This is a genomic window from Halioglobus sp. HI00S01 (genome assembly GCF_001635445.1).
Taxonomy (GTDB): Bacteria; Pseudomonadota; Gammaproteobacteria; order Pseudomonadales; family Halieaceae; genus Halioglobus; species Halioglobus japonicus.
Window position 1 is genome coordinate 138893 of sequence record NZ_LWEE01000062.1, and the last position, 20295, is coordinate 159187.

Sequence of the window (20295 nt, forward strand, 5' to 3'; positions counted from 1 at the left end):
TAATATCCTATGAAGATTTTATTGGGTGTTCACCATGGATGAACAGGACATAGATACTGACATCAAAGAAAAAAGTGCCGAGCGAAGCGTTTCTGCGCACGTAGGCGAAAGCGCGGATCTTTTTGCCGAGGTTGACACGCCAATTGAGGCTGACGAGCTTCGAGCAATGATTTTGTCTGATGACTTTAGCTCTTCTGATGTGGCGGCGGTGCTGGATAGAGTCACTGATAGCGTAGCGGTGCTGGAATGTCTTCAAAGCGATGACATCGATATCGCTGCTGCGGCAGCTAAGCATCCGCTTGTAGGCAATGATCCCGCTTTGGTGTCTCTCGCCCTGGGGCGTGACCACGCCTCGATCACCGATGCATTGTTAAAGAACCCATTGCTAGGGGGCGATGTTCTTTCCAAGGTTTTAGAGACACAGAATCTTCCCAACGAACAGAGAGACCTCGTAGGCAGCAAGATTGCTGAGCTGAAGGGTGATGATTTCGAGCTGGATACCTCTTCATTTGGCGATGACGCGCTGATGAATGCTGAGATTCCTGATTTTCAAATGGGAGAGACTCAGGACGAGTTCGCAAATACGGAACCTCCGACCGCGAACGTTGTAGATATTAATGACCACAGGACAAGCGAGCCGAATCTCGCTGCTGATGTGCAAGACGGCGTTAACGCGTCAAGTGTGGCAGCGAATGATCAGTGGGACCCGCTAGGTCCTACCTTAGAGAACGATATCACCTCAGAGGACAAGGCTTTTATCGGCCCAGCATACGACGATGTCCCTCCATACGAGCAGCACGAACCTTTGCCTCAATGGGAGGAGGAGCGTGGTCTCGATGACTCGGCCATCCTCTCGGATGAAGAACATCCAAATGCACCTGAGCAGGATATGTTCCCAGATGTAGAGGAAGAGGAGGCCAGTAGCTTAGAAGATCTTGAAAACCAGCTGCCTCAATCTGACCCACCTGATGCTGCGAAACCTCCCAGGGAGACGCAGCCTGAACAGCAGCAGCTAACAGGTGGCGCTGCGTTTGTTGAAACGATAGCTGATGGTATACGGGCGCTGGGATCTGGGTTGGCGCGCATCTACCGGACGGTAACGAGCAAAGAGGTGCATGAGTTCGATGGTGCAATGCGGGACCGGATGATCGCCCGTATTGAGGCTGATATGACGGCCTGCTCGGACAAGCGGTTGGATGACGCTCTCAACACGATCAATGACATGCATTCTTCTGAAGTAATGATAAATGCGCCTGATAAAGCAGTTGGGATGCTAGAGAGGTCGTTGGCCGCCTCTGTTGACAACATGAAGCGCTCGAACGAGTTTGTCGGATTAAAATCTCGTCTTGATGATCTGTCACAGGATTTTGGTCATCTTTCCGATACCCAGGCCAAGATTGACGAAATGATCGGTCGGTGGGGGGCAGGTATGGATGAAAAAATGGGACGAATAATCGATACCTCTGGCATCAAAGGAGACGCTGCCGAAGAGGTCAAGAACAGCCTGCTACAATGGACAGAACGATTCAAGACAGGGTTTGGCAATATCATTTCCGGATTCTTTTCTAGGAAAACAAAAGATATGGCGCCCGGCTAACACCTCTTAACACGCCGCTCAATTAGCTATATTGGTGGGCGGTCTCTAACAGCGCAGGCTGCTAGCTTTGTGGGAGTGGAACAAAGTTGTTAACTACAGAATGGCTAAGCTACTGAAAGACTGATGATCCAATACCAGCTAAAAAAATAAAGTAGTTAACTCGATGGACTTATTGGTATTGAGGCCAAAGAATCTAAGTGGTTTTGAGTAATAAAGTAGTTAACTTCGGAGATGAACATTATGAATGAGGCTAAGGGAATCGCTTATAGCGAAGGTTTTTTAGCGTTTGAGAATGACTTAAAAGACTCTGACTGTCCATATAATGAAGGGTGTCAGGCCAGAATAGATTGGGTTAACGGGTATCAGCAGGCTGAAGAAGAACATACAGAGAGAGTTACGTGCAACTTGCTTGGCATACCAATGTAATTAACTACTTTATTACTCAGTTAACAACTTTATTACTCAACCACAAGCTTCTATCAATCTTCCAAACTCGCATCGTGCGCCTTTCTGATGAGCGACAAAAGCTTATCTACCTCTCGCTCTGTTGTTTTGGCGACCGGCTTTGTGGGGTATGTCATCGAACTTTCAATGTCCGACATAATACGTTGAGACGTCGCTGACGCCTCTTCAGTAGTCAGCCCCGCACGCGAGCCTCCACTCACCAGTGATTCATAAAGCCTTCGAGGTTCACCGATAGGTTTGTTACTGGTCGAATGAGAAAAAATCCACGAAGCATCAGATGCGCCTACGGGCGCCGTCCCTTGCGCATCAGGATGCTTGTGCGGCCGATCTTCCCCGACCGTCGTTTCTGTTGATTGTCCAGCGGCACCCGAAGCAGCGAAGTTCCCGTCGTGTTTAGAGCGAGAGTCTGATTGAGTATCGCTGTCTGTGTATGCCGCTTCTTTCTCGGTATCGTTTTCGATATCTGTGCTAAACATCGAATCCAGCATATCCGTAATATGCGTTGAGGTGTCGCCGGCCGCACGACTTTCGCTTTTCGTGAGGGGCGAGTTTTTCGTCTGGATTGCAGTGTTGGTGGCATGCCCTGATGCTTCTTGCTGCTGAGATTCGTCCTTTACTGCATCTTCGCTTCCTTTAGAACCGCAAACATCTCCCACGTTGTCGTCGGCAATTTTCGCCGCCGCTAGAATGGCCCATCGTTCAGAGTCGCCGTTCTCTACAGAGGCGGCAAAGAATTCCTGGACACTATCACTGAAATCAGCGAGCCCGGCTGGCTTTTCAACGCAGTCGTACTTATTTCCTCTAAGCGCCCACTCCAACGACTGCGCTAGCATTACTTGCAATTTCATTCTGTCAATATCTTGCTGAGGAGGAGGGCGCAGCTTCAGCATTCTATTGTATCTATAGTCCTTGATGTACTCCTTGTCCGACAGTCCATGGTAGAAGGTATTTATCCTGTGGATATTGTCTGCCTGGAAGAGATGAGCTTCGCCCTTGCCTTGCGCTTTGAGATCATTGACGTCGATAGCGTCTACTCTTGTAATGCTCGCGTTGAAAGTATGTTTGTGGACATCAACTACGCTGTCTGATGCGTGCTCCCACCCGCTCGACTGAGTTACCTCAATTTGCCCGGCATATTTCCTGAATGCCTCGAATGTTTCTTCCGCATCACTCAGGGTCATGAGATACTTATAATTGGTGTTTCCGAACATCTGTTGGGCTTCAATCTCAGAAGCCTTTTTTAAGCCTGCGAGATCCTGATTGCCGATGTAGCAACTCACGCCCAAACCGCGCCCCTGGGTTAAAATTGTACTGAACCCCTCCACAGCCACCTCGGCCATTTCGTCGACAATGATCGTTGAGGGTCTGGCCAAGTCGATCGGGAGCGCCCCAAGAATTGTACTAATCTCTCCTTCTGATTTGGCGCCTAACCCAATCGCGCATGCAGTCCTAATCGCAGCTAGCACCACCTTACCTAGCGCAGCCGTTTCCTCTGGCATCGTCTCTGAACCGGGGATCGCAACGATGAGAATACGGTTGTTCATTATGACGTCGCGGAAATCTGCTTCTCCGAGTTCGGTTTGGAATATATGTCCGTACTGGCCTGATAAGTTTGTTAAGGAGCGACTGAAATACCCCTCAGCGAAGCCAAACTGCTTGGTAACTTCTTCCGGCTGCTCTCCAGCGGGCCTGTCCGGATCATATCCTGGCAGTGCACTAAGGAACATGCTGATGCTCTTCACGACACCCTTGGACAGGGTAACGTGGCTATAGTCCGTGTCATCTCCCGGAACAATGATGATGTTCTTTGAGAGCTCTATGGTCTTTTTCAGATTAATAAAATCTGAGAGTAAGCTTGGATAAAGATTAAGAACGCCTTTATCTCTAAGCTCGCACAATGCAGGCATTAAGACGCTTAATATGCTGATCGCTCTGTCTTTGAAGTATTGTGCGTCACCGCCTGCAGCCGGGAGCAGACCTAAAAGTGTGTTAGACGCCTGTATGGGTGTACCCTGAGCAAACGGGTTTGTTGAGTTCGATGTCCGCTCCCAATGCCGCTCTCTTGTTTTCCTGCCTCCGAGCTGATAATTGATTATTCGAACGTCATCTGACCTCCCAAAATATTGAGCGAACGTCTGAAACTGTAGAAGCAACCCTACGGCGGCCTTTGCATCAACGTAGAGCAAGGGTGCCCCGTTGCAGAAAGCAGTGGAGACGGCAATGCTCAAAAGCGTCTCAGTCTTACCACTACCACTTTTCCCGATAACCAAGCCGTGCGTTAATATATCGCTGCCACTACACCAGAGTTCTTGTTTCTCGCGCTGTGTGTTCCCTAAGAATATCGTGCCCGCAGCCTTTTCCGGTTTCCCTACTGGGTCCCTCGTGTTGTAGTCGGGGCTGGGCGCTAACTCGACCGGAAGGCGCAATGGCAATATCTTATTTATCTTTGCCATTTTCACGTACAGACACACTATCGCAACGAGAAATAGGCACGAGAGCGTTATCGGTGGGTATACTATTGCCACAGCGGTCAGCAGTCCGATGATGATTCTAGCGACAATCGGATCTGGAAGCGTGGACATAAATTGCGACCAGGACGATCTCGGATCCTGATAGAGGAACCTTCGTTCGACCTGGTGTTGCTTGTCCGGTGCTCTTTGCTGTGCAGTCATGTTTTTCTAGGCCAAGTCGTATTGATCGCTAGATTGACCTGCATCACTCTCTGTTTCATATTCATCCTCGACCATGTGTATCCAGCCCTCTTCGTCGCGAATGTACTTCAACATTGCCTCCTGGGCAGAGGTCACATACGGTTCGTACACCGCTCCTTGCGCGTTAACTTCCGCCACATAGTGGGATCTTATTCCGTTTGCCTCAGACCACGTGCACTCGCCCCCTTCCTGGTGTAATGCGTACCAGACGACTCTATTCTCTGGCTTCAACCACAAGAATTCTGCTGGGGGTAGCTTTCCCTTGCTTCTTCCAAAAACAAGGGCGCCGACCAACATTGTTGAGACATATGCGTGCTTCTGCTGCAGCTCAATTATTTCTTCGTGATGCCGTATCTCTTCCCAAAGCTCCCATATTCCGGTTGTATCGATATTCGCACCCCCCGAAGCATCTGATTCACGAGGCATCCAGCTTCCCGCAAACTGGTCGATGAACCGCTTAGCCGTGCGATCCATCATTAACCCGAACGCGCACCAAATTATGAAAAGCGCAGCCTCGTGTTCTTCAAGGTTTTCGATTCCGGTCCACAGAGGCCCCAATTGTCTCAGCCATAACTCATTCGCAGCCTCCGGCCTGTATTCGCAACACCCGTGGAGCTTTGAAATGTCCTTGCGAAGGTTATCTCTGATGTACCGGTACTTGAGCCCGTCCTCTCCTGGCACCTGCATGCCATTTAATTCAGCAGAAAACGTCGGTACGAACGTCTCCTTTTTGAAATTCCCTAGAATGTTTTTCTCTCGCGCAGTGATTAGATGATTGATTATGCATGTTCGGATGGGGCTGGCTTCGCGCGCGAAAGGGCCTTCATCTGGATGAGCGCGCAAGAGATCTTGCCGGAATGCGGGCTTTATCACGGGGTTGTTCTCTTTTGCAATAGCAATCAAGTCATGTACGTCCAGCCTTCTTCGATACTGATGGCCTGTAGTGTACGTTCCAACGCGAACCCAAAGATAAATGAACAGAAACGGAAGTAGGGGGCGGAATAATATAACGGCAGTTCCGTTTAGGGTGAGGAATTGGCCAAAGGTCACGTCCTCCGCGGGGACTGTGTATAACCATCTGCGATACTCCTCAAGCTCATTCCAGTTGTAATAATCCACCGGAATGATCACATTGAGGATGCGGCCTGTATATACCCCTGTGTAGTCCCGCATTGCGAAGTATAAGGTCGTTGAGACTTTGCCAATCACTGGATCTAGCCAGCGTACGATATCGAGCGCAATAGACGACAAGAATGTGTGTCCTAAAAACCAAATTAGTACAAGCAAAAGCCCGACGGCCCCGGCCCATACTGCACCCGCCATTATGGGATCATAATTGTCGTTATTGCCTGCGCCTGCCACCTGTTACTGCCCCTTTTCTTGGCTTGCGTTGGGCGTTTTGGCTTGAGTGTTTTCCTGATCAGCCCCGACCGCAGGCGTTGTTTTTAGCCGTTTCATTAACTTCTGGTGTCTGATAGTTGTTAGTGTGCGGGTAACGCCAATCGCGATAAAAAATAATCCGGTCCCGACGTAGGGATTAAAATATCCTAAAGGAGATGTATCTACTGAAATCTCACGCAACCCAATGGCAAGTATCAACACGCCAACCGGAACGAGCGACGCCGTCAGCGTCATCGTCATCAAGGCGACGGACTGGAACTTGGAGAGTTGATCTGAAGTGTAGTGTGAAGAGATTTCTGAACTGCCCAAACCCTGACTTTTGTTATCCGCTGTATCGCGAAGCTCAGTGAGCCACTGTCTGGTGAGCTGGAACGGCTTGTAGTAACGTGATCGTAGTGTCGGGAGCCGCGGAAGTATCCGCCACCCCTTACCGCGTGCGAGGTCGCGCATTTCTGAGACTACAGCTTTCCTATCAGCCTGAAGCGCACGCACGCTCAGCGCCTTTCGCTCAGCCTCCTCAAGGCTGCTTGCGCGAACGTGAACAACTTCAGTGTTTGTAGCTTTACCGCTCTCGTCATGGTCGACAACTGTCACATCGTAATCTTGCAACATCCCTAAGATGCCTCCGTTTTGACAGTAATGAGCAACACGTTTATGAATGCGTTAAACGTCTCCGCATATCGGTGGCTTATTTGTGAATAGTCTGCCGCGGCTGGCTCGCGGTTGTCTGCAACCGCAAGCCTGGCTTCTCGTGCAAACTCCTTATCCATCGCGTCCCAACAGGCACGGTAAATGTCAGCAGATGCGAGCAGCAACGCATATTCAACCTCGGCCTGATCGACCTCATCTGCGACAGCCGGAATAAGGCATTCAAGGGCCTCGCTCACGGCACCACGTATCGTCCTGACCGAATCTGTGACGGTATATTGTAGTTCTTCCCGACCGAGGCGAAGCAGCATTGGCGCGAAAAGCGATGAACAGATATATGCATCCAGAGCAATATCAACACTTGACAGCATCATTTCTGGACACGTAATTGTTTCGCCGGCGATACCGATAGCCATGCCAGCGTCGAAAAACGTATCGGCTAGGCCAGGACTTAAATCTTCGTCTTCTACCCACATTTCACAAATAGACCTGTTGACCAGGCCCACCATGGAAGCTCTCTCAATCGCGTTAAGGTCGATTCCTGTGTCCGCGAATTTTTTCAGCACCTCGCGATTGATATCCCTCGCCGTATCAATAAGCTCCTTCAGATGTTGCCCTACGCGCGGTGTTCCTGTCGCTGTGACTGCGGCGTAGAATGGGGTAAGTGTTTTTACCCCGTTGATAAGACGGCCGTCTTGAGGCTGTTGGTTCTCCTGCCCCATACTGCTGGATGGAGAGCCGCCTGACATTTGAGCAATTATTTGTGCTGCTGGGTCCATACTGTCAGCCCATTTTTTGGCGGTTTTTTTGTGTCGCAGCGTTGAACATTGCCTGAACGAGATCTGTGGATGCGTCTATGAACTGACCGCCGGCGGGATTGGTTGGCTGCGTTGCAAGGTAGTCCAGGCTAATCCTCCCGTTTTCAAGTCCTCGGTCGCGAGATACTGTAAGCGCACAATCAACCGCACCGACTACTAGGTTTACTGTTAGCATAAGATTAGAAATCGCTTGTGGGGATTCAAAAACAGTACGCCTGCTAAGCAGACCCTCTCGATCATTTATATTGCGAAGTCCGGTGCTGGTCTCGAACCCAAGCTGGTATAACCGATCACTCGCGTAATCTGCGAGCAAAGGCATCAGCCCGTTTGGATAGGCGAGCAGCTTTGCTTCAAGGCCGTGTTCTTGCTGGAAATTGATCTGCTGTATTTTGTGGTCGTTGCAGAATTCATGGATGCATCGCGCCAGTATTGTCATTGCGTGGGCATTGCCTGGGGGCTCGATATACCGACACCCAGGCGTACTACACGAGGAGTGGGTCTGGCTACTTACCGGTTCTATTCGCAACTCTGCTTCACAGTTAGGGCAGTACGAAATCACTGCCAGAGGCTGTATTCTCTTCATTTCGTTCTCCCTCTCACCACTCCACGTGGTCACAATCCTTCGCGTTGCACCGCAAATAGTACGGATCCTTGCCTTTACGCTTTTTGAAGGTGACTAATTTGCCCTCGCCACACTTCGGACACGCTTCGCCATCCCGTTGGATCGGTTGCACAGGCTTTCCATGGTCATCGGGCCTAAACATGCGACATTGGGCACATACCCAATAAACCCCTTTACCCGCCTTGCGTTTTCGTTGGTGAAATATGCCACCACAGGAACAGTGTTGCTCTGGCAGGACTTTGATATTGAACTTTGGCGGCGAGGCCTTAATGGCTTGTAACTCTTGTTGGAGCCAGCTGATCACATTGCGGCGGAATTGCTCGGGGCTGTAATCCCCCGATTGCATGCGCGTAAGGGCGAGCTCCCATGTAGCAGCAAGAGTCGCATCCTGTAGCTGTGGCCGGGTTTCTGCGTAGGTTTCGATGCCAAGATCGGTGATATGTATCTTGCCTTTACGCTTTTCGACGTAGTCACGGAGGAACAGCTTCTCAATAATATCTGCCTGCGAAGCTGGCGTTCCTATACCATCGTTTTCCTGCAAGACCTGCTTTAGTCGCTCATCCGTTACATATTTAGCAATATTGTTCATTGCCTCAATGAGACTGTGTTCTGTGTAATACTGGGGGGGGCTCGTTAAGTTTGACGTTAATTCTGTTTCCTTCGCTGTTACAGACTCTCCCGGCGTTAAGTCGGGTATAAACGAGGACTCTTCAGCAGCATCGTCTTTACTTATATCTTCGTCCGCTTGATTCAAGCCAAATCTTTTCCACCCTTCAGTATCTACGTCTCGCCCAGTACCTTTAAAGCTCTCGCCTTCGCACTCAAGGAAAACCGTCTTCGCACGGTACCTGTGTGCGGGCATAAAGTTCCGCAGAAAACGCATTGCGACCAACTCATAGACACCTCGCACCTCATCCTTAGTGGCCTTGATGGCGGTCAGGTCTGTACTGTTAATTGAGTCAAATATATCGCTCGACGGCTTTCTCACGGTGGGTACAATCGCAGTGTGCGCGGCATCTTTTGAACGCTTGTCAGAATAACAACGCGGCATAATAGAAATGTCCGCTAGTGTATCGGGCGCTATTGACAAGAATTCACTGATGTTGGCGATTATGGAGGGAGATAGCGCAAAGTCGCCTTCAAACAGATACGTGCACTGCGTCCTCGGATATGTGACCAATCCGAGTGTTTCATAAAGATACTGCGTTATTTGTAATGTTTTCTTGACGCCTATCTTAAGGCGCTTGCCTGCTTCTACCTGAAGAGATGGAAGACTATGTGGCAATGGGGCGCTTTCACTTTTTTCTTCAGAGGTTGTGTCTACAACCATCATTGGCGCATGCTGAAGCTTGGATAAAACGCTAGCCGCGGAGCGCTTATTTAAGACCCTGCCGTTGTCATCGACGAGATTCTCTCCAGGAACCCATCTCGCCACGAACTGAGCGCTGTCTTGAGTTTCTATGAGCGTTTTCACGCCGTAATGCTCTTCGGCTTTAAACTGTTCAATCTCCTTACAACGGTTGTGTATCAGCCCAAGCGTTGGCGACTGCACACTACCTTGCGAGATAACCTTTTGATGACCCTGTTCCTGAGCGTATACAGTGTAAGCTCGTGTGAAGTTTAAACCTACGAGCCAGTTTGCTATGGCTCTTTCCTCGGCTGAGTGACGTATCGCAAGGTAGTCGGAGTTGATCTCCGGACTACTCAATAGCCGAGGCAATCCCTCATCACTTAGGTCGTTCAACCAAATCCGTTTTACGTCTCGAGATCCCCCGAGCTTTTCGATAACGATATCGACGAGATACTGGCCCTCCTTGTCAGGGTCACCACAGTGAAATATCGTAGAAGCCTTGGACGCCAATTTCTTGATAGTTTGAAACTGCTTTTCTTTTCCAGGGATTAGACGATGTGAGAACGAACCCGGGACGATTGGGAGAGTGGCGATGCTCCATTCTTTCCACTCGTCGTTATAATCTTCTGGTGGCGAAAGTTCGAACAGATGGCCAAAGCACCACGAAACGGTCCATGTTCTCCCTTGTATAAAACCGGCTTGTGATTTAGCAGCCTCGCCAGTCATATCGGAGAGGTGTCTTGCTATTAGTTTGCCCAGCTTCGGTTTTTCAGCAATGTATAAATCCATAGGCTCCTCGATGCCGCTTTATTACGGTATCGTGTGGGAGCCTAAAGATCATCAAAAAAAGCGTGAAAATCTAGAAAATAAACCCGGGGCTTATAGTTGCTTTGGCATCATCATCGATGTTGTCAATTAAGACTTCCCCTACGGTCTCGTCTACATCCGCCCCCTTTTCTATGTTCTTCGTGGTCGGGGTAATTTCACCAGCTACGGCCTGTATCTTCCGCGTGTTGAAACCGTCTTTCGTTAGCTGGTTTGCGCCGCCTTGTCCGATCTCTGCTACGAGCTTCAGAAGGCTTTCTGATGAGTAGGCGTCACTGCCATCGACCATATTGATTTGATATCTGTTTAGATGTATGTCCATACGATACACCGCGCCTGTATCTTTATTGGTCACGGTAAACGCGTTTTCATCTACAAGGAAAGCGTCTTGCTCCAGGTTAAGCGTATTAAAATCTGCTTTGATTTTTTCTGTGGCTAAGAAAGAGTGCGCAGCGTCATAAAAGAGCCCGTTTTCTGCCTGGTCTTGCCCCAGCGCTTTTATATTTCGGACGAGTTCAGACAGCGAGCCGTCATGCTTGTGCACCATAGACGTTATTATCTCACCTATCTCCGGAGCGTCGCACGGGACGAGGTCTATGCAGGGAGCAGCGATTTCTCCATTGACGGTCTCTACACTTACCGATCTGTCAAACGACTCAACATTTGACTGGGTTATGCATACAGTAGTCTGCAAGTCGCCGGTAACCAGCTCATGCGTGTCACCGGCCGCAGGAACTACCCAGGCAACTTGCTCCCCGGCCTCTATAACCCTTATGACAGGATCTTCTTGTATAGTGAGACCGGCATTCAGCGCTGCCTTAACCGCGCTTGCCGGGTCTGCCATGCTGTCGATTTTTGTTTCTCCACCCGGCTCTACAAGAGACCACGTCAACGCCCCACCGTCTATCTTCGGCACAATCTCTACGTTGGAGGATAGCACCGGGGCATTATCAATTAAGTACTGATATGAGTCTTCACCCGAAAAGGCCAGCAAAAAGTATGCCTTACCCCGCGAACCAAGTGTCCGGCCGCTACTGTGTTCAGCTATCACCTCTGCGAGGTTGTCGTAGTCAGCCGCATACCTGGCCGGTTTTTCAGCACTATCAAGCGTGTACACATTCTCTACCCGGGCCTTAACGTGGTTTTCTTCAGCTTGGTCGGCTCTTGACATGAGAGCAGGATACTTCGCTGCGACTGACTCCACCTTGGCCTGGTTTAGCGATGAGACATACGTCATTGCAGCAGCATGTGTCGTTTCTGCGAACCGATGGAGTGACTCGGCTGAATGCTCCTTCAAGCCAACCGCTTTGCAAAGATCGTTTATTTCTGCGTCGAGATATGTGTCGTCAATCTCGCTCACACTTACAGATGCAAGTGCCGCCGTTACTTTCCAGTTTGTGATGTATGCGTCGACGAGCCGACTGCGAGGAGTGTTCATATCGACCGACATGTAGGCGCATAGCTCGTCTAGGTGTGTTTTTGACAGGCGACTAAGCGCCTCTTTTCCGTTGCTGGTTTCTGGATTAATACGGAAGTGATCACCCGGGCAGCGATCCGCCCCTTCTGTTTTGGAGAACTCCGCTGCCGTTAAACCGAATAGTGGGGCGCCGGATTCTGTGTATAAAATACTTTTGTCTGTGTCGGGGATGCGCTTTGTATCCGGCGTCCCGTGAATGTCGATAATCGCGAATCCAGAATTTTCGGCGATGTATCTTCCAAGAATTCGAGCGTCGCCGTTCTCCGCATACACATAATCTCCAGCGCTCGGCGACTTGTTTGATATGGACATCCGCGCATCGGCCGAGGTTGCCTGTGCAATCTCCGGATAGTATTCCGCAGCGATCTGCTGCGCCAACTGATTGCCGTCGGCGCATTTTTGTTCGACAATCATCGCGTGATAGTAGCTGGCCTCATTGTCAAATTCTCCGCCGGCTACGCGCGCGTAGACATCCCCCTTATCCTGACTGTTTGTTATTGCGTCAAGGCTGTCCCGCATGTGTGCCGAGGCGTTGCCCGACAGGTATTTCGTGTACTCACGTGCCGCAGCTTCGGGATCAAGGCCCCAAAACGGCAGCTCTGCCTCTGTCTCGGCATGGTGTTCGATAACTTTATATCTGCCAACATCTGACACTATTTCTCGCATCCCAGCGATCAGATTTTCGCTCTCCGGACTTTGCTGCCTGACGACCTCCGACAGAGTGCGGCTATTCTCCTCAGAAACAATCCTATCTATTACTTTCTCGACGATAAAGCGCTCCGCCTGTCCCTCATGCCGGAGCATGACGGTGTAGAGCTCGGGTAATTCCTCGGCTTTGCCGAGAATATTTCCCAAGGCATTTGGATCAATTGTGCTAACACTTGCAAGGGCTGTCCTGGCATCCATAACGTGCTGGTCGGCGCTTACGATCGCTTCGATATGTGACGTCAGCACCTCTGAATAACTACATACCTTGCCTGCTGTTTGTGCGTTTGTAGCAGCCCAGATTTCAGGACTTTTTGCTGTGCCTGTAGAACTCAACTGCCCGTCGATATACTGCTCTACACTAACGCCGTCCTTTTTCCCAGGAGTCAATACGGTGAGACTGTTTTCTGACGCGTTGCCGAATATCAGATACCCATTAGCATTCATCAGGTCAGTCATTCCTGATAGAGCAGCCTTTACGGCAGGCTCACTTGCTGGTATCAGCATGTTCGATTTCACGTATTCAGACGAAAGGGCGGTTGGCAGCGCTATCGCGCCAGATTCGAACCGCCCCATGTATGTGATGTGGGATGGCAGGTCATCTATACCGATGTGCTTTGATGATGGGATATATACATTTGACAGCTGCTTACGATGATCTATATCGCCTTGACTATAGTCTTTAAACGCGTGCTTGTTACCGTCAGGTGTCCCTAGTATTTCAAGGGCCTGACCGTTATGATCGCCCGGTGCGAGTATCCCTGTCGTAAAACCAGACAAATAGTCCTGCATCTCCCTGATGCGTACTACCTGTCCTATCTCGCTAGTCTCTTGAGCTTTTTCGCGCACCAACGCCTGAAACTCGCCGGCACCCTTTGTAATACGGTGTATATCCCTGAGTTGCTCGGGGTTGAGCGTATTGCCTTGCTTTTCTGAAGCTAGACAACGAGCGAGATACTCTATCTCGTACAGACGGGTCGCAGACAATCCCTCAAGGGTGGATCGGTTTTTGTTTACGCGAAGCGCTATCTCATCACTGCTGCCGAGCGGAGATAGGCCCATCTGCCCGGCAATGTCTGCTAGCACCGAACTGTCCAAAGCACCTATTTCATCAGCGCTTAGCCCAGCAATTTCATGTCTAGCACGGTACTGCTCGATCAGCCCATTGACGAAAACGAGCTTCTCATCCATTGAACTCATTGCCGCGTTGGTGCGCAAAGGGTGGATGCCGTGCACGTCCGATAGCAGCCGGATATCGTTTGAATCATACTTTTCAATAATGTCCGCTGCATTCGCGGTTAGTAGATCTTCTGCGAATATCGGGTGAAAAATGTCCGGGAAGTCAGAGCCATCAATATGCTCCGAGAAAGAAAGGCTTCCGGCAGGCTCGAATAAGTCGACATCGATCACGGAATTGAGCTGCTCAAATTGGATACTTAAGGGGACAGCTTCATCTATCTCGCTAGGTACGAAACCACCCTGTCGGGAGACATTGATCTCATCGCTTCGACGATTATGCGCAGCCTCGAATCTTGTGTCGTAGAATGACCTAACGTCCGAGTATCCGGATTCATTGATGTCCCTCAAAAGAGCCTTTCTATTCAGCTTGCCACTTTCCGTGTCAAAGTAAGGATTCCGGTGAAGCTCTTCGCCGGCTGCCCCGCAGTATTCTTTTGCAAAATACGAGTAGGGGTGCTCGTCGCGCACGAACGCTTCCAGGTGCTTCTCGAAGCGTTCGATCCTCGAAGGCGTGTCGGCGACTACCGACGCACCGCTCGCTACGTTTTCAGTCTGTATAGTTCCTGCGGCATCGCCAGCCACCCACTGCGAGAATCCTTCAGGGTTTTCAGATTGATAGACCTGCTTGTATAGTTCCTGTAGGGCCGCTTCCCGATTCTTGGGTATTTGGATATTACGGTCTACCGTTAAACTTTTTATAAATTGATCGGGCGTAAGTCCTTTAGCCACCGAGTCACGCATTAATCGATCTACTATCTGTGAGCCTTTCTTTGGCTTTCTCTGCTCCATTGCGGCGGCCTGACTGACAGCAGCATTATAAATAGATTGGTAATGCTTTTGCGCTGCTTCGGAGTCGACGAAAACCGCCTCGGTTTCTATGTTGGCGCCGTCTTCCATTTCAGTAATGCGCGCTACGATGTGGACAGGGGCCGACTCTGGATTTGCTGGGTCTGTCAGCTCCGCTCTAACAAAGGTGCGGTACCCCGATGTTGCCTGTTCTTTAACATCCATCTGCATACATGTCCTATCGGCCATGTCATTTGCAGTTGCAAGATCAACCCGACCAAGACTCTCGAACAATCGTTCTGCGTGATCGTGCCCCGTCGCAAAGCGATGAAACTTTGTCGCGTATTCGCCGCCAGCGGCTTCTACTTCGCTTTTCAGCTCGTATATGGTTGTCTGGCCGTGGAAGTGCTCGGCAATCGTTAACTTCCCGCTTACGGTGTTTTGTACGTCGATCTCGTTGCACTCTGCAGGCTGGTCTACGGTCCTTGTCCGTATCTCAACGGGATCGTCTTTAACTGGCACCTGGGCGTCAATGGGAGGAGGGGAAGCGTCTTCAGCCAGAGCAGGCTCTGCGAAAAGATCACCATTCATCTGCTCTGAGTCTCTCTTCAGATCTTCATTGTATTGCTTTACTTTTCGATCGAAATAGACTCTCAAGCTATCCGTGCCGCGGTATAGAAGAAGCTCCTTCTTTAAAAGGTCGTTCTTGGACCAGTCAAGTATCTTTTCGCTATCAGATTCATCGGCATCTTCTGCTTCGACTCCGTAGGGGTTCTTTGGAGCGTCGTCACTGATCAGTAGGTTGGTTTGACCTCTTTTATTGGGTTCTCTCCAGGTTTTATAAAAACTTTTGAAGGTCTGCCCGCCACCTTTGTCACCGAACGCTGGGCTCAGGTACCAGTCGATATATGCATCTAGGTCTTTAATCCGTTGCTCACTCAGCTTCGGATACATGAGGTCATAAACAGCGCTTAGTCCAGCGATCTTAGGCACGTTTGGGTAGCGTTTTGATTCCTTCGCATAGCGCATGTCTAAGGTAAACTGCGCACTGTGACCGTCCACCAGGTCCCCGAAATAAGGACTGCTTGGAGATGTATAAAACCCGTCGTATATTTCTTCGTCGTTATAACCTTCTAAAATACCAAACGCATACATTTGCAGCAGCTGGTCTATTCGTTCTTCGGCTGCTCGGTCATACATAATGACGTCGTCGACCTGGCTCGGGTCCTTAAATGAACCTGCCCACTCCTCTGCGATCTGCCCATAACCTTGCGCTGCCGGCGCCTGTGTGAGACTAATCATTGAGCGCCGATAAAACTGCGCCACATCTGTCGGCTTCATGCCTTGGTCGCGTGAGTAGCTATAGGGATTGACCCACGCTAGCGCTAACCCTCCAGTTCTCCTGAGTGCCTCAATCTCATCGACGTCCTGTGAAGCCATCGTTTGATCTGAGCGGACAATGATCCGTGCTTTTGAAGGCGTCGTTTCTGAATCTGTCTCGCGCGCAGAGCCAATCTCAGCAATAATCTCGGCAACGCGCTCTTCGCGATAAGGCGTCTTTCCACAATCTACTTCCGACGGATCGATTACCTTTGCTACCAGAAGGTGTTCAGCTGAACCCGACCCTTCCATTTTCAATCGACCGGGCTCTGCAGGCTCTACGGTGACATTCGCAAAATGCTCTTTCTCTTCGTTAATCAATGCTGCTGCATCAGCTCGGTTTATCCCAAATTTTTTGCATACCTTGTCTAAAGCAATGCTGCGATTCTGCTCAACGGCCTCGCCAGAGCCCTTTTGCATATCTTTATACGCGCTGATGTGACGGCATATTTCTTCAGTTCTAGCGACCTTGTCGTCACCTAAGACCAGACGATTCGCCTCTATAGCGAATACACTTTCAATTCGTGCAAATGTCGTACGTAGAGCCTCTTCGTGAAGCTTTGCCTTATCGGTCGAATTGGACTCAACGATTTTGCGAGCAGACGCGTACGCAGCCAAGAATGCAACATCATTTGAGTTAAATATCCCGCTTTCGGGTGAGTACGCGAGCGCCAGGCTAGCACGGTGCACATCTGTCGCTGTCACAGAAAAAAGTCGCGCTGCACGGAGCAGCTCACGGTCTTCTGGAAGATCCAGCTCAACGTCCTCAATGTCAGGAGGGGCGGGCGTTCTTTTTAGAAGCGATCCGAGACTCTCCTCGATGTATGGTAGCTCTTTTTCGTTAGCTACTTTAAAACCACCAACTGAATCAACAAAGTCAACGTCTGTATACCTCAGGCTGTCTTCTACGGCCTGTTTTCTTTCGAGGTCGCGGAAATCACCCATTACGAATGGGTTGCCTCGTGAGCGTCCAATGTATAGGGGAGCCGCCCCGGTCAGATCTGACAGGTATGCGTTAGCCTTCTTTACCATTATTGATGGGAGATACCAGGGTCCTGCTTTTGGAGAGGGGCGCCTGGATGGATGTATCCGATCAAGAACTGACTCAATTGCCTCAATGGCGTCTGTTTCCCTCATATTCCCCGGAAGGTTTTCAGGGGACAGGGACACGACAGCATGTTTATTACCAGCTTCACCCTCACCAGTTCGGACTTCAACCGGCCATGTGCTTTTAGTGATTCGGCGAGCATCTTCGCCGCCATTACCGCCGCCGCCCTCGGGTTCATTCCTGATTGCTTTTTTTGCCCGCTCCTCCAAAACCTTGTCAATAATCTTATTCTCATTGTCGCCAAGGCTCTCACGCAGATCGGCGATAGAATAAGCGTCTATGCACGCGTCTAGCAAAACCTGCCTCGCCACTGAATCTGACTTGATTGATAATTCAGCGTCAATGATTGCCTTTGTCTGACTATCGATGAACGATTGGAGTGATTCCACTCCGCGTACCTTAGCTACCATCATCGAATACGACACGATATCAGCAGGTGCGCCGACGGGCTGTGCTATTTGCTGTGCAACGGCGTCAAGGCCTACCAAGCCATGTAGGTCATTGATGTCTGTAGGCTTTGTCTCTAAATCCACGCCATCAAACGAAGGTATGACGTAGTCCACGCCATTTTCAAACGATGCAGTGATAGCTGCAAAAACGCCCGGGTTGCCCTTGCGCTGGTCATAGAAGTCGTTGTCAGCAACCAACACAATTCTGCTATTTGGGTATGCCGCTTTAAGCTTCTGTACCAGGAAGCGCATTGTACTTGTCCCGGTCGAGCCTACTGCCGCGGCGCCCTGGGACGCGAGGTGAATCGTTGATATGTCAGCCAACCCTTCGCCAACAAATATCGGCTCCCCATCGACGAGCCTGCCAGCCCTAAGGTGGGCACCTGTAGGATCGTCATTTTTGTCGCGGAACCGACTACCTTTGACCGTCCATTTGTTTATTGGCTTGCCCGATTTTGATTCGTCGAACGGGACATCGTAAATAACCTGGGCGCCGACAACGCGGCCCGATCCATCCTTTTCGACGGAGTAAAGCGGAGAAAAACGATAGGCGCCTCGCTCGGGATTACTGCCCACTCTTATATCAATTGCCGGCCCGCCATCTCCGCCCCCGATTGCGGTCGAGAGAATCGCTGACACTGACTTCTTCGCTAAGTAGCTATCCGCCTCGCCAGCGCGAGGGTTGCGGTGATGATCTGACAGCCACTTCTCTCTAAACCGTTCTTCTTCAGCCCAGATCTTTGCAGCTTCTGCTTCAGCGGCCTTTCGATACTCCTCGCGCTTGCGTGCCGCTTCCTGCTCTTTTTTTAACCTTTCTGCATCGCTCCGCAGTTTGTAGCCAGATGAGCGCGCCTGTTGAAAGAGGTCCCACGTGAATTCGCCACTTGTGAACACTGGCACTTCTTTGTCACGGTATTCTGCCAGATTCGAAAATCCGACCATGACTTGAGTGATTCGCCGATCAGGCTCCCTTTTGTCAGGCACAGTCCGCCACGAGAAATAAACCCGCACGGAATTCTTTATTACCTTTTCTTTATCGCTTCCTGGCAGGTGCTCTCCCGCGACCATAACGGCTTCACCACCATCCGAGCCGAATCGCGCCGCGCTGAGCGCTTGATTACCATTGATACTCCAAGCCTCACAATGTGCAATAAAATCGCTATCGATAGCTTGCAGGACGGCCTCTGGCCCCGAGAACTCTGACTCCATCCATGCGCCGTAGCTTATCTTTGGCTTGCCTGTATTCCGCTGCCGCTTTGGAGTGCCAGTGCTTGTTGCAGTACGCCGTGTTGTTTGCTGCCTGGGAGCGGCTGCTGGCGCTGCGGCCTGGGTGTCGGTCGTGGGGGCTACGCTGGCGGGCGCCATAGAGGGCGGCGACGTTGACGCAGGGCTGTTGATACGATTAAGCCCCGCATTCAACCGAACCAAATGCTCTGTCTTGAACGCGAGGCCGCCAAAATCGCTGTCCACTTTCGGCTCATAGCCGGGTATTATTTTTGAAACTCTGGCTGCTATTTCAGCGTCATCGATACGCCCACGCACAAGAATGACACCACCGTCATTGGTCGATATCTTCTCGAGATAAAGCGGGGGCGTACCTGCGAGATCTGATAATGAAGCGCCCACCTCTGACTTAACCTGTATAGGAAAGTTGTAGCCTCGCTGATCCGGCAGAACTATTGGCTGGTTGTGTGAAGAACCTGACAATATTCTATCTGCGTATTTGTCAAGCGCGGCAGGCGAGCCCGTAACGGTAAAAGAGTCTATTCTACCGGTGGCTGTATTTTTACTGTCTACAAGTTGCAATGGGTAGGTGTGACGGGAAGATTTCGCCGCGCTAGGTGCTGCGGAGCGGCGTTCTTGTCCCACTGTTGGCGCCTCGGCTTGCCGTGGACGACTTGTTGCCGGTGCGGGTGCGTCGAGGTAGACACCAGGTGCGGCTTCCATACTCTTCGAAACTCTTGTCGCTAAGTCTGACCCCGGCAGATGAGGACCGAGCAGCCCGTGACGTTGAACGACCTTTTTTGCTTTCGGCAAAGGCTGGAGACGAGTCAATTCTTTGCCGCGCGCCCCATCCTTAATAACAACAGCAGCAAGTGAATAGGCGTCGGTCGTCCTTCCTGTTTGCTGGTCGCGCTCAGAGAAGCTAGGCCTATTCGCGGCCTGATCAATATAGGAAGGGTGCGTGCGTACGCTTGCTGTTGTGAAGCCGACTATGTCGACCCATGTCGATGAACCGCCACTCGTTGAACCTGATATGTACTTTTTTATTTCCTGCAAATATTCCGAAACAGCACCCTTGCTTCGGTGATACTGCCAAGTATCCTCCGGGCGTGCATTCTTCTGACCGTAGAACATTTTTGCTTTGGTGCTAACCCGACCTGCGCGAGAAAGCCCGTTAAGTCTTACCATGAACCCGCGTCGCTCGTTAGGCAGACCAATGGCGTTACCTAGCGACTCGATAACCGCTTCCTCAATAGCAGAGGCTGAACTCAGTCGCCGCGGGCTACCGTCAAGCACGGTTGCCTGAATGTATCTGTTGTCTGAGCCTTTCGGCTTCATTATTTTCTGCGTGGCCGGAACTAGAAGTATTTCGGCGTTATCATCAGGTAGCGCGATCGTTGCCCCGTATTCAGCAGTGTAAAATTCCGCCGTCTTGCCTGCCTTTTGCAGACCGTAGAGCGCGACTACGGCGCCGGGGCCAATCTGAGGG

9 protein-coding genes are annotated in these 20295 nt (G+C 50.6%); 2 read left to right on the plus strand and 7 right to left on the minus strand.

Translation table 11 applies throughout. The features are described from left to right. Positions 1–34: 34 nt before the first annotated feature. Positions 35–1597 (plus strand): hypothetical protein, encoded by a 1563-nt coding sequence (locus A3709_RS11230; RefSeq protein WP_066054406.1) that lies wholly within the window; start codon positions 35–37, stop codon positions 1595–1597. A 240-nt stretch (positions 1598–1837) separates the two neighbouring features. Further along, positions 1838–2023: an Rmf/CrpP family protein gene (locus A3709_RS11235; protein WP_066054408.1), complete on the plus strand. Its 186-nt coding sequence runs from the start codon at positions 1838–1840 to the stop codon at positions 2021–2023. 53 nt (positions 2024–2076) lie between these two features. Here the strand turns inward: A3709_RS11235 and A3709_RS11240 are convergent, their stop codons facing one another. From A3709_RS11240 to A3709_RS11270, 7 genes are all read right to left on the minus strand, one after another. Beyond that, complete coding sequence (locus tag A3709_RS11240) at positions 2077–4515, minus strand: type IV secretory system conjugative DNA transfer family protein (RefSeq protein WP_231871167.1); 2439 nt, start codon at positions 4513–4515, stop codon at positions 2077–2079. 225 nt (positions 4516–4740) lie between these two features. Then, positions 4741–6135 (minus strand): hypothetical protein, encoded by a 1395-nt coding sequence (locus A3709_RS11245; protein WP_066054411.1) that lies wholly within the window; start codon positions 6133–6135, stop codon positions 4741–4743. Positions 6136–6138: 3 nt separating this feature from the next. Continuing rightward, the gene (locus A3709_RS11250) at positions 6139–6786 is read right to left on the minus strand and encodes a hypothetical protein (protein ID WP_066054414.1); all 648 of its coding nucleotides are present in this window, start codon (positions 6784–6786) and stop codon (positions 6139–6141) included. Between the two features lie 2 nt (positions 6787–6788). Beyond that, a complete protein-coding gene (locus A3709_RS11255; protein ID WP_156507699.1) occupies positions 6789–7601 on the minus strand; it encodes a hypothetical protein in 813 nt (270 codons plus the stop codon). A 4-nt stretch (positions 7602–7605) separates the two neighbouring features. Further along, positions 7606–8076 (minus strand): hypothetical protein, encoded by a 471-nt coding sequence (locus tag A3709_RS11260; protein ID WP_066054418.1) that lies wholly within the window; start codon positions 8074–8076, stop codon positions 7606–7608. 160 nt (positions 8077–8236) lie between these two features. Then, positions 8237–10402 (minus strand): DNA topoisomerase, encoded by a 2166-nt coding sequence (locus A3709_RS11265; RefSeq protein ID WP_066054420.1) that lies wholly within the window; start codon positions 10400–10402, stop codon positions 8237–8239. 70 nt (positions 10403–10472) lie between these two features. Then, on the minus strand, positions 10473–20144 hold the full coding sequence (locus A3709_RS11270) for a hypothetical protein (protein ID WP_156507700.1): 9672 nt from the start codon (positions 20142–20144) through the stop codon (positions 10473–10475). Positions 20145–20295: the final 151 nt, after the last annotated feature.

Coding starts and splice junctions, on each gene's coding strand:
- A3709_RS11230 (WP_066054406.1), top strand. CDS start 35: ATGGATGAACAGGACATAGATACTGACATCAAAGAAAAAAGTGCCGAG.
- A3709_RS11235 (WP_066054408.1), top strand. CDS start 1,838: ATGAATGAGGCTAAGGGAATCGCTTATAGCGAAGGTTTTTTAGCGTTT.
- A3709_RS11240 (WP_231871167.1), bottom strand. CDS start 4,515: ATGGCAAAGATAAATAAGATATTGCCATTGCGCCTTCCGGTCGAGTTA.
- A3709_RS11250 (WP_066054414.1), bottom strand. CDS start 6,786: ATGTTGCAAGATTACGATGTGACAGTTGTCGACCATGACGAGAGCGGT.
- A3709_RS11255 (WP_156507699.1), bottom strand. CDS start 7,601: ATGGACCCAGCAGCACAAATAATTGCTCAAATGTCAGGCGGCTCTCCA.
- A3709_RS11260 (WP_066054418.1), bottom strand. CDS start 8,076: ATGACAATACTGGCGCGATGCATCCATGAATTCTGCAACGACCACAAA.
- A3709_RS11265 (WP_066054420.1), bottom strand. CDS start 10,402: ATGGATTTATACATTGCTGAAAAACCGAAGCTGGGCAAACTAATAGCA.
- A3709_RS11270 (WP_156507700.1), bottom strand. CDS start 20,144: ATGAAGCCGAAAGGCTCAGACAACAGATACATTCAGGCAACCGTGCTT.